This is a genomic window from Streptomyces sp. DSM 106670 (assembly GCF_055792845.1).
Map to the genome: position 1 here is coordinate 693,809 of NZ_CM147704.1, position 11,732 is coordinate 705,540.

The window sequence follows — 11,732 nt, forward strand, 5'->3', positions numbered from 1 at the left end:
GCCGTGAAGCGAGATCCCCATGCATGTCGAACCGATCGCCGTCGTCGGGCGGGGCTGTGTGCTGCCCGGCGCGCTGGACCCGGACACGTTCTGGGAGAACATCGCCGCCGGCCGCGTCAGCCTGTCGGCCGCCCCGGCGGACCGGTGGCGGCTGCCGCGCCGCTGGGCGATGGGCTCGGTGGACGACCACCTCGACCGCACCTGGACCGATGTCGGCGGTTACGTCCAGGGGTTCGACTCCGTCTTCGATCCGGGCGGCTTCGACCTCGCCCCGGAGCGGATCGCCTCGCTGGACCCGCTCTTCCACTGGGTGCTGTACGGGGTGCGGCAGGCGCTCACGGAGGCGGGCCGCACCGGCGAGCGCCTGCCGCGCGGGGGGCTGGTGCTGGGGAATCTGTCGTACCCCACACCCGCCGGCGCGGCCTTCGCCGAACACGTCTGGCTGTCCGCACAGCGGCCCCCGCTCCGCGACGCCCTGCTGACGGGTGGGCGCCGTACGCGCCCGGACGCCCGCAACCGCTTCTCCTCCGGGCTGCCCGCCCGGCTCGCGGCCCGTGCGCTCGGTCTCGGCGCGGGGGCGTGGTCCCTCGACGCCGCCTGCGCGTCCTCGCTGTACGCGATCAAGCTGGCGTGCGACCGGCTGCACGACGGCACGGCCGATCTGATGGTGGCCGGTGCGGTCAGCCGCCCCGACCCTCTCTACCTGCATGTGGGGTTCTGCGGGCTGTCCGCGACGAGCCGCACGGGACGCAGCCGCCCCTTCCACCGGGACGCGGACGGGCTGGTGCACGGCGAGGGCGCCGGGTTCGTCGCCCTGATGCGGCTGTCCGACGCCCGCGCCGCGGAGCTGCCCGTGTTCGGCGTGATCCGTGGCGTGGGGCTGTCCAACGACGGACGTGGTTCCGGGCTGATCAGCCCGTCGGAGGAGGGTCAGGTGCGGGCCATGCGCCTGGCGTACGACATGGCGGGCGTCGCTCCGGAGTCGGTGTCGCTCGTCGAGTGCCATGCGACGGGGACGCCGGTCGGGGACGCGGTGGAGGCGCGCGGCATGGCCCGGGTCTTCGGGGCGGCCGAGGGCGTGCCCATCGGTTCGGCCAAGTCGAACGTCGGGCATCTGCTGGCCTCGGCGGGTGTGGCGGGGCTGCTGAAGGTGCTCGGCGCGATGCGTGCGGGGGTGCGGCCGGCGACGCTCGGCGCCCAACAGCCTCTGGACGCGCTGGCGGACACGCCGTTGCGGGTGCTGGGCGCGCCGGAGGAGTGGGCGGGTCCGCGCAGGGCGGCGGTCAGCGCCTTCGGCTTCGGCGGGACCAACGCCCATCTGATCGTCGACGCCGCGGACCACGGCGCCCCGCCCGTCGGCCCCCGGCCGGCGCGTACCCCCCTGTCCACCGCACTGACCGACGGCCCGACGCCCCAAGCCCCGGGCCCCGCACCGGAACCGGCTCCGACCCTGGCGGCCGACGCGACCCGCCCCCGTACACCGGTGGCGATCGTGGCCGTCGGCGCCCGGGTCGGCGAGGGTACGTCCACCGAGGACCTGCGCCGGGCGGTGCTGGGCGGTGAACGGCGGGGTCCCGTCGCGGAGATCGCCGTGGAGTTGACGGACCTGTGCTTCCCGCCGCTGGCGCTGGAGCGGACCGTACGCCATCAGCTCCTGGTCCTGGAGGCCGCCCGGGAGGCCGTACGGACGGTGCGTCTGCCCCGCGAGCGGACCATGGTGGTCATCGGTACGGGGGTGGACCCGGAGGTGGCCCGCGCGGGCGCCCGCTGGCGGATTCCGTACTGGCTGGAGCAGTCGGGTGTGCGGATCACGGACGGGGCGGCGGATCTCGCCCGGGAGGCGTTCACCCCGGCGATGACGGCGGAGGGCGTGGTGGGCAGCATGCCTAACCTCGCGGCGAACCGCATCAGCACCCAACTGGACCTGGCCGGGCCCGGCTTCACGGTGTCGGCGGAGGAGGCGTCCGGGCTGGTGGCGCTGGAGGTCGCGGCCCGGGCCATCCGCTCGGGCGAGGCCGATGCCGCTCTCGTCGGCGCCACCGACCTGTCCTGCGAGGCCGTCCACCGGGCCGCTCTGCGGGAACTCGGTCGCGAGGAGCAGCCCGGGGACGCGGCCGTGGTTCTGGTCCTCAAGCCCCTGGACGCCGCCCGCGGGGACGGTGACACCGTCGTCGCGCTGCTGGACGAGGAGGCCGCCGGCCCGCCCGACATGGTCATCGGCGACGGCCCGGACGCGGTGTTCGACCCGGCGTCCGCGTTCGGGCGGGCCCATGCGGCGTCCGGGCTGGTCTCCGTCGCGGTCGCGGCGCTCTCGCTCCAGCATCGCGCGGTCCCCCGGCCGGGCGGGTCCGCGGACACCGCGGCCGTCGCCCGTACCGCGCGGGCCGTGGCCACCCCGCTGGAGGGGCCGCCCGCGAGCGTACGGCTGCGCGCGGGGGACGCCCGGCCGTGGCTGCGGGGCCCGGCCCCGCGTCTGCAGGTGTTCTCCGGGGCCGACCGCGCGGACGTGCTGGCCGCGCTGGAGTCCGGTACGGAGTCCTCGGCAGGCCCGGCCCGGCTGGCGCTCGTGGTCGACGGCGGCACCGCGTCGGCGGACCGCAGGGAAGCGGCCCGCCGTTGGCTGACGGAGGGCGGGATCCGCCCGGCCGATGTCCTGTACCGGGACGGTCCCGTCACCGGGCAGACCGCCTTCGTGTACACCAACGGCTCGGCCGCCTACCCGGGAATGGGCCATGAGCTGGCGCTCGCGCTTCCTTCGCTGGGCGAGACCGTCCGGGAGCAGCACCGGGCGGTGGGGGCGCGGCTGCGGTCGCGTACGGAGCCCGGAGTGCTCGGCCAGATCTGGGCGGTCGCCGAACTGGCCGTCTTCCACACGGTGTTCAGCCGTGATGTCCTCGGGCTGCGGCCGGACGCCGCGATCGGGTACTCCTCGGGCGAGTCGACGGCACTGGTCGCGCTGGGCGCCTGGCCGGACGCCCCGGGGCTGTACGAGGCCACCCGGGACAGCGGTCTGTTCACCACCGAACTCACCGGTGAACTGCGGGCGGTACGGCGCTACTGGCGGCAGCGGGGCATCCGGGGAGAGAGGTGGTCGAGCTATCTGGTCGCCGCACCGGTGGAGACCGTCCGCGCGGAGCTGGCCGGGGAGGCGGCGGTCCATCTGATGGCGGTGAACGCGCCCGGGGTCTGTGTCATCGGCGGCGAGTCCCGGGCGTGCTCGGCCGTCGTGGCGAGGATCGGCGCCGACCTGGCGATCGAGCTGGACTACGACATGGCCGCCCACGCCCCGGAGCTGGCGGAGGTCCGTGAGGTGTGGCGCGAGGCCCACCGCCGCCCCACGGTCGAGGTGCCCGGGGTCCGGTTCTACAGCGGGGCCACCGGCCGGGCGTACCGGCCGACGACCGAGCGGGCCGCCGAGGCGCTCACCGCCCAGGGCCTCGGCACGATCGACTTCGCGGCCACCATCGAGCAGGCGTGGGCGGACGGGGTCCGGATCTTCGTGGAGCACGGGCCGCGAAGGCTGTGCACCGGCTGGATCCAGCGGGTGCTCGGCGACCGGGAGCATGTGGCCGTCGCGCTGGACGCCCCGGGCGACACCGGGCTGCGGCAGCTGTGTCTCGCGGTCGCCGAACTCGTCGTCGCCGGAGTGCCGGTGGAGGCCGACGCACTGCTCGCCCGGCTCGCCGGGGCCGCGACGGACCTCCCGCGCCCCGGCCCCACCGTCACCGTTCCCGTACCCCCCTCTCCGCGCCTACCGCCCCTGGAGCCCGCCGTGACCGTACTGCCCCGGGCCCCCGAACTGGCCCCGGTACCGGACAGGGCCCCCGGCCCGCCGCCGTCCACCGACCTCGCCGTCGCCGTGCCGCCCTTCGCCCCGGCCCAGAGGACTGCGGGGGTCGGCGGCATGATCGCCCGGCAGCATCTGCGGGTCGCGGCGCTGCACCAGGAGGTCATGGCCGCGCACGCCGAGGCGCACCAGCGGTTCCTGCGCATGTCCGCGCGCACCATCACGGCACTGACCACCGCGGGAGCCACCACAGGATCCGCGCCCACACCCGTACCCGTACGCCTGCCCGATCCCGTACGCCTGCCAGGTCCCGCACCCGCACGCGTGCCCGCCACCCCGGCGGCAGCGCAGGGGCCGACCTTCGACCGCGCCCAGCTGGAGCATCTCGCCTCCCGTGAGATCTCCGCCCTGTTCGGTCCGCGCTTCGCCGAGCAGGACGGCTACCCGGTGCAGACCCGGATGCCCGGGCCGCCCATGCTGTTCGCCGACCGGGTCACCGGCATCGACGCGGTGCCCGCGGCGCTCGTGCTGCCGGGCCCGGTCCGCACGGACGGGAGGATCTGGACGGAGACGGATGTCCTGCCCGACAGCTGGTACCTGGACTCCACGGGGCGGATGCCGGCCGGGGTGCTGATCGAGGCGGGCCAGGCCGATCTGCTGCTGCTCAGCTGGCTGGGGGTCGATCTCCTCAACCGGGGCGAGCGCGCCTACCGGCTGCTCGGCTGCGAGGTGACGTTCCACGGCAGCCCGCCGCAACCCGGCGACACCCTGTGCTTCGAGATCCATGTCGACGGCCACGCGGAGGCGGACGGGGTCCGGCTGGCCTTCTTCCACTACGACTGTTACGTGGACGGTGAGTTGCGGCTCAGTGTCCGCGAGGGCCAGGCCGGCTTCTTCACCCCGGCGGAGCTGGCGGGCAGCGGTGGTGTCCGCTGGGATCCCGCCGAGCACCCGCCCGGGGACGATCTGCCGCTCGACCCGCCGGCCGTGCGCTGCGAACGGACCCGGTTCGGCACGGACCGGCTGCGAGCGCTGGCGCAGGGGCGCCCGGCGGACTGCTTCGGGCCCGGCTGGGAGACGACGGCGGCCCATGTGCGCTCGCCCGTGCTGGACGAGGAGCGGCTGCGGCTGCTGGACGAGATCACGGCGTTCGACCCGTCCGGAGGGCCGTGGGGCCGTGGATATCTGCGCGCGGAGACCGCGTTGTCGCCCGACGACTGGTTCTTCTCCGGCCACTTCGTGAACGACCCCTGTATGCCGGGCACACTGATGCTGCAGGGCGGTCTGCAGGCGATGGCGTTCTATCTGACGGCCATGGGCTTCACCGTCGACCGGGACGGCTGGCGCTTCGAACCGGTCGACGAGCATCCCGCCAGGGCGATGTGCCGGGGCCAGGCGACCCCGGAGTCCCGGCGGGTCGTCTACGAGGTGTTCGTACGCGGCGTCTCGGCCGGTCCGGTGCCGACCCTCCACGCCGACGTCCTCGGCTCGGTCGACGGGGTGAAGGCGTTCCTGGGCCGTGGCATGGCGCTCCGGCTGGTCCCCGACTGGCCGCTGTCGCACTGGCGGCACACGGGCCCGCCCGCGGTGCAGGCCGACGGGGTGCCGGTGCCGCTGCCGCGGCTCGGCGGGCTGGCGGGGCACCGGGAGGAGAGGCCGGTGGCCGTGGCGGCCGACGGATTCCCCTTCGACCACGCGTCGTTGCTGGCGTGCGCCTGGGGCCGGCCGAGCGAGGCGTTCGGCGCGATGTACGAACCCTTCGACGGCACCCGCCGGGTCGCCAGGCTGCCCGGCCCTCCGTACCACTTCATGAGCCGGATCGTGTCGGCGGACGGGCCGCAGGGCGGGATGCGCGAGGGCAGCGTCGTCGTCGCCGAGTACGACGTACCGGACCGGGCGTGGTTCTTCGAGGAGAGCGCCGGCCGCACCATGCCGTTCGCCGTCCTCATGGAGGTCGCGCTGCAGCCCTGCGGGTGGCTCGCCTCGTACGTGGGCAGCGCGACGACCAGCGGGACGGACCTGCTGTTCCGCAACCTCGACGGGACGGGAACGGTCACCGGCGAAGTCACCCCGGCGACGCGTACGGTCCGCACCAGGGCCGAGCTGACCCGCCTCTCGCACAGCGGAGACATGATCATCGAGTCGTTCCGGGTGACGTGCGCGGCCGATGACGTGACCGTGTTCGAACTGTCCACGGTCTTCGGCTACTTCCCCCCGTCGGCCTTCGACGACCAGCAGGGCCTGGCGACTTCGGCGGACGACCTGACCCTGCTCGCCGAGCCCTGCGGCCGTACGGTCGACCTGACCACCCGCCCCGCCCGGTACTGCTCGGGCGAACCGCGCCTGCCGGGGCCGATGTTGCTGATGCTGGACCGGATCACGGGCTACTGGCCGGACGGCGGAAGCGCGGGACTCGGCCGGCTGAGGTCGGAGAAGGACGTCCACCCGGACGCCTGGTTCTTCCGGGCCCACTTCTTCCAGGACCCGGTGCAGCCCGGCTCGTTGGGGATCGAGGCCATGTGCCAGCTGCTCCAGTTCCACCTGCTCGAACGAGGCGCGGCCGACGGGATCGCCGCCCCCAGGTTCGAACCGGTGCTGCCCGGCCGCGAGGCGGCCTGGACGTACCGCGGTCAGATCACCCCGGCGAACCGGCTGATCCGGGTGGACATGGACATCGCGGAGAGCGGCACGGACGCGCGGGGCCCCTATGCCGTGGCGGACGCGTCGTTGTGGGGCGACGACACCTGTATCTACCGGGTGCGAGGGCTGGGCATGCGCGTGGTGCCGGGGGCCGTGTCCGCACCCGTGCCCGTGCCGTGAGCGGGAGCGGGAGCGGGGGCGGGGGCACGCGTCGCTACAGCTCGTAGTCCTCGGCCAGCCGCTCCCAGCGAAGCCCACGCAGCGCGGGATCGGCGTCCTCGCCCGCCGGTACCTCCGCCGTCGCCTGGAACCAGGCGACGACGAGGCCGGAACCGTCCATGGCCGGGTCGAGCGCCGAGGAGTCGAAGGAGCCGATGCACGCCACGGGAGGAAGCACCTCGACGGGCCCGAAGGCGCCCGCGCTCCCCTCCGGGTACTCACGGGAGGGCTCGACGCAATGGACCCGCATGGCGGAATACTCGCGTTCGGCCTGCCGCTGGAGCCACCCGACCTTCAGGTCGTTGACGCGCTTGCACGGATAGCCCTCCAGCATGCCCCCGTAGGTCGAGGACATCCGCAGCTCGGTGAGCCGGATCGTACGGCCGGACGTGAGGACTATGCGGCTCAGCGACATGCCGACACCCTAGTGCGACGTCGTCGCGCGCTCAGGCGCAGGACGGGCACAGGCCGCGGTAGGTGATCTCCACCGAGCCGACGGCGAAGCCGAACCGCTCGGCCTCGGGCAGGTCGCCGATGGCGTTGCCCGCCGGGTGGACGTCGCGGACCGTGCCGCAGCCGGAGCACACCAGGTGCTGGTGGGGGCGGCGTGCGTTCGGGTCGTAGCGCTTGGCCCGGCCCACGGTGGAGACCTCCAGCACCTCGCCGAGCGCGACGAGCTCGCCCAGCGTGTTGTAGACGGTCGCGCGGGAGATCTCGGGCAGTCGTGCGGCCGCCTGCAGGTGCACCTCGTCCGCCGTCAGGTGCACGTGGTCGCCGTCGAGGACCTCCGCGACGACGCGCCGCTGCGAGGTCAGCCGCCAGCCACGGCTCCGCAGCCGCTCAAGGAGGTCACTCATCTCGTCTCACCTGCTCCGGTTCGCGGGGGACGTACGGCCTCGGAAGATCCGACGGCACGCGCCCTGGCCATTATAGTTTTAGCGCACTTCTTGACTTGGACGAAGTCCATCGTAGGATCGATCCTGGCGACATCCAAGAGACAGGAAGACTCCGGTACGGCAGCAGAGACACGCGGCGGGGCTCCGCCGGTCGACCGCACAGCGCCGCCAGCCGGCCAGGCGCCGTCCTCGCCACACCGCCCGGGACCGTCCGGTCCGGTGGTCCGTGAGGCGTTCGGGCGACCCGCGGTGAGGCCCCGGCACACAGCGTGCCCCCTTCTGCACGGCCCGAATCCTCCTCCCCCGTTCAGCGCCCCACGACCCGCCGGGTCCGGAAGGATTGCTCATGACCGAGAACCACGAGTCGCACGTCTTCGACCCCGTCACCCCGGATTCGCCCGAGACGGCCGTTCCCGAGGTGCCCGAGGCGCAGGCGAGCGGCTGCCCCGTGGCGCACGGCCGCGCGCCGCACCCCACGCAGGGCGGCGGAAACCGCCAGTGGTGGCCGGACCGCCTCAACCTGAAGATCCTCGCCAAGAACCCCGCCGTGGCGAACCCGCTCGGTGCGGACTTCGACTACGCGGCCGCGTTCGAGGCGCTCGACCTGCCCGCGGTGAAGCGGGACATCGCCGAGGTGCTCTCCACCTCGCAGGACTGGTGGCCGGCCGACTTCGGCAACTACGGACCGCTGATGATCCGGATGGCCTGGCACAGCGCCGGCACGTACCGCATCAGCGACGGCCGCGGTGGCGCGGGCGCCGGTCAGCAGCGGTTCGCCCCGCTGAACAGCTGGCCGGACAACGGCAACCTGGACAAGGCCCGCCGGCTGCTGTGGCCGGTCAAGAAGAAGTACGGCCAGGCGCTGTCCTGGGCTGACCTGCTGATCCTCACCGGCAACGTCGCCCTGGAGACCATGGGCTTCGAGACCTTCGGCTTCGCCGGTGGCCGCGAGGACGTCTGGGAGTCGGAGGAGGACGTCTACTGGGGCCCGGAGACCACCTGGCTCGACGACGAGCGCTACACGGGCGACCGTGAGCTGGAGAACCCGCTCGGCGCGGTCCAGATGGGTCTGATCTACGTCAACCCCGAGGGCCCCAACGGCAACCCGGACCCGGTCGCGGCCGCCCGCGACATCCGCGAGACCTTCCGCCGGATGGCGATGAACGACGAGGAGACCGTCGCCCTCATCGCCGGTGGCCACACCTTCGGCAAGACCCACGGCGCGGGCCCGGCCGAGAGCGTCGGCGCGGACCCCGAGGGCGCTTCCATCGAGGAGCAGGGCCTCGGCTGGCGCAGCTCGTACAAGTCGGGCAAGGGCGGCGACGCCATCACCAGTGGGCTGGAGGTGACCTGGACCAGCACGCCGACGCAGTGGGGCAACGAGTTCTTCCACAACCTCTTCGCCTACGAGTACGAGCTGACCAAGTCCCCGGCCGGCGCGCACCAGTGGGTCGCCAAGGACGCGGAGGCGACCATCCCGGACGCGCACGACGCGTCGAAGAAGCACCGGCCGCAGATGCTCACCACCGACCTGTCGCTGCGCTTCGACCCGGCGTACGAGCAGATCTCGCGCCGCTTCCACGAGAACCCGGAAGAGTTCGCGGACGCCTTCGCGCGCGCCTGGTACAAGCTGACGCACCGTGACATGGGCCCGATCCAGCGGTACCTGGGCCCGGAGGTGCCCTCCGAGGTGCTGCTGTGGCAGGACCCGCTGCCCGCGCGCACCGGTGAGCCGCTGGACGCCGCGGAGATCGCCGCGCTCAAGGAGCAGGTGCTCGCCACGGACCTGACGGTGGCGCAGCTGGTCTCGGCCGCCTGGGCCTCGGCCTCGTCCTTCCGCGGCAGCGACAAGCGCGGCGGCGCCAACGGCGCCCGGGTCCGTCTGGAGCCGCAGCGCGGCTGGGAGGCGAACGACCCGGACGAGCTGGCCCAGGTCCTCCGGGCGCTGGAGAGCATCCAGGAGTCCTTCAACGCCAAGGGCGGCAAGCAGGTCTCGCTGGCCGACCTGATCGTCCTCGCGGGCAGCGCGGCCGTCGAGCAGGCGGCCAAGGACGCCGGTGTCGAGGTGGAGGTGCCGTTCACCCCGGGCCGGGTCGACGCCACGCAGGAGCAGACGGACGTCGAGTCCTTCGCCGCTCTGGAGCCCGCGTACGACGGCTTCCGCAACTACGTCGGCAAGGCGGCCCGGCTGCCCGCCGAGTACCTGCTCCTGGACCGGGCGAACCTGCTGACGCTGAGCGCCCCGGAGACCACCGTTCTGGTCGGCGGTCTGCGGGTGCTGGGCGCCAACACCGGCGGCTCGAAGCACGGCGTGCTCACCGACCGCCCGGGCACGCTGACCAACGACTTCTTCGTGAACCTGCTCGACCTGGGCATCACCTGGAAGTCCACGTCGTCGGCGCAGGACGAGTTCGAGGCCCGGGACGCGTCCGGCAAGGTCAAGTGGACCGGCACCCGTGCCGACCTGGTCTTCGGCTCCAACTCCGAGCTCCGTGCCCTCGCCGAGGTGTACGCGAGCGACGACGCGCGGCAGAAGTTCGTGACGGACTTCGTCGCCGCCTGGACCAAGGTCATGGACCTGGACCGCTTCGACCTGGTCTGACAGCCCTCGCCTCTCCTCCTGCGAGCAGGAGGAGAGGCTCCGGCGGTGGGGCCGATACCGGACCCGGTGGACGCCCTCAGCTGTGCGCTCTTTTCATGGCCGGGACGCCGGAGCCCCGGTCCCCTCCGCCACGATCTCCGCAAGCCCCTCCGTGGCCAGCACCATGCTGACAGCTGCCGAACTGTTGAGGAACAGACTGTGCCCGGAGGGGATTCGGGTGAGCAGTTCCGAAACCGGCAGCGTGACGGATGCCAGCTGCCCGATGCTCCGGAGGTAGCGCTCGGAGGTGTACACGGGGACGACCGCCGTGCCGTCGGGTGCCGACGCGCTCACCGGATCGCCGTCCGCCGTGACCGGTACCGCGACCTCGGCCCCGGCCAGTGCGGCGGTGACGTCCTCGGCCGGACCGTACCCGGTGGTGGCAAGCTGGACGGCACGGTCCACCGCGTCGGCCGGCTCCGGCCACCCCATCGCCTCCGGCGATGGCCGGTACGCCTCGTTGTCCTCCCACTCCACGATCTCTCCCGCGGAGTCGGAGCGCCACTGGCCGACCACGGCCCACTCCGGTGGCGGCCCGTCACCCTGCCAGGCGGGGTCGGCCAGGTAGAGCCAGTGGTCGGGTGCCAGACGGGCGGCCTCGACGAACTCCTCGGGGGGCGCGGGATCCAGCGCGGAGGTGGACGTCCGGACGCCGGGCTCAGTCATGGTCTCCTCGTTCACCGGGGGTGCCTGCATCGGGGGTTTCGGTTCCGCCGGCCGGGGCCGGTGCCGTCTCCTCCCACCGTGCCCGCAGCTCGTCCGCAGCCACCAGCTGGGCCGCCGGGGCGGACGCGCTGAGGAACATCACGTCCCGTCCGGGCGGAAGCAGGTCGAGGAGTTCGGGCAGCGTCATCATCACATGCGGGGGGATGCGGTCCGGTGGCGCCTGCGGCGACTCCGGGAAGACCGGCAGTGCGAGAGCGCCGCCGGGGACACGTGTCCACCCCGGTCGGCCGTCCTCGCCCACGCAGACGGCCACCGCCGCCGCCTCGGCGAGCGCCAGGGCCACGTCCGACTCGGGACCGTACCCGGTGGAGGCCAGCTGTACGGCGGCGTCGGCGTCGCTGACCGGTGGGGCCCAGCCCCGTGCGGCGGGCGAGGGGCGATAGTCCGGGTTGGGCTCCCACTCCACGATCCGGCCGCGCGCGTCACTGCGCCAGCGGCCGAGGACGGCCCATGGGGGCGCCGGTTCCTCGTCGTTCTCGCCCAGCCAGTGCCGGTCGGTCGCCGAAAGCCAGTGGTCCGGCGCGATACGGGCTGCCGCGACCATGTCCGCGGGCGGCACCGGAAAGCCCGGGTCGCCGACGGCGATCACCCCGGCGTCAGGCGTCCGGGCCCGGCCTTCCGCCGCGCCACCGTGAGCGCTCGGCCCAGGGGCGTCCGAGGGACGTGCGTCAGAGTCCGGCATCGAGGTCGCTCCAGAGCGTCGTGCCGCGCGGGCGTGCGGCTCGGGTCATGTGGTCGCACGGGCGGCACCGCGAGGCGTCGCCCGGAGAAGAGGGCCCGAGGGAGGCCCATCGGGCGGTCCTGGCGCGGGGTGCGACAGCCG

6 protein-coding genes are annotated in these 11,732 nt (G+C 73.7%); 2 read left to right on the top strand and 4 right to left on the bottom strand.

Features of this window, described 5'->3' with window-relative positions:
* The first annotated feature begins 19 nt into the window (after positions 1–19).
* Complete coding sequence (locus tag ACSMXR_RS02995; protein WP_473171178.1) at positions 20–6,607, top strand: beta-ketoacyl synthase N-terminal-like domain-containing protein; 6,588 nt, start codon at positions 20–22, stop codon at positions 6,605–6,607.
* Between the two features lie 34 nt (positions 6,608–6,641).
* Here the strand turns inward: ACSMXR_RS02995 and ACSMXR_RS03000 are convergent, their stop codons facing one another.
* Both ACSMXR_RS03000 and ACSMXR_RS03005 read right to left on the bottom strand, forming a co-directional pair.
* A complete protein-coding gene (locus tag ACSMXR_RS03000; protein ID WP_473171179.1) occupies positions 6,642–7,061 on the bottom strand; it encodes a hypothetical protein in 420 nt (139 codons plus the stop codon).
* 31 nt (positions 7,062–7,092) lie between these two features.
* Positions 7,093–7,503 (bottom strand): Fur family transcriptional regulator, encoded by a 411-nt coding sequence (locus ACSMXR_RS03005; RefSeq protein WP_030081500.1) that lies wholly within the window; start codon positions 7,501–7,503, stop codon positions 7,093–7,095.
* Between the two features lie 385 nt (positions 7,504–7,888).
* On the opposite strand from ACSMXR_RS03005, the gene katG reads away from it, so the two are divergent.
* Positions 7,889–10,144, top strand: a complete 2,256-nt coding sequence (gene katG, locus ACSMXR_RS03010) for a catalase/peroxidase HPI (RefSeq protein WP_137231519.1) — start codon at positions 7,889–7,891, stop codon at positions 10,142–10,144.
* A 93-nt stretch (positions 10,145–10,237) separates the two neighbouring features.
* Here the strand turns inward: katG and ACSMXR_RS03015 are convergent, their stop codons facing one another.
* Both ACSMXR_RS03015 and ACSMXR_RS03020 read right to left on the bottom strand, forming a co-directional pair.
* Entirely contained in the window at positions 10,238–10,849 is a 612-nt protein-coding gene (locus ACSMXR_RS03015) for a type VII secretion system-associated protein (RefSeq protein ID WP_137231517.1), read from the bottom strand.
* A complete protein-coding gene (locus tag ACSMXR_RS03020; protein WP_137231515.1) occupies positions 10,842–11,591 on the bottom strand; it encodes a type VII secretion system-associated protein in 750 nt (249 codons plus the stop codon). The genes ACSMXR_RS03015 and ACSMXR_RS03020 overlap by 8 nt, the downstream gene beginning before the upstream one ends.
* Positions 11,592–11,732 lie beyond the last annotated feature (141 nt).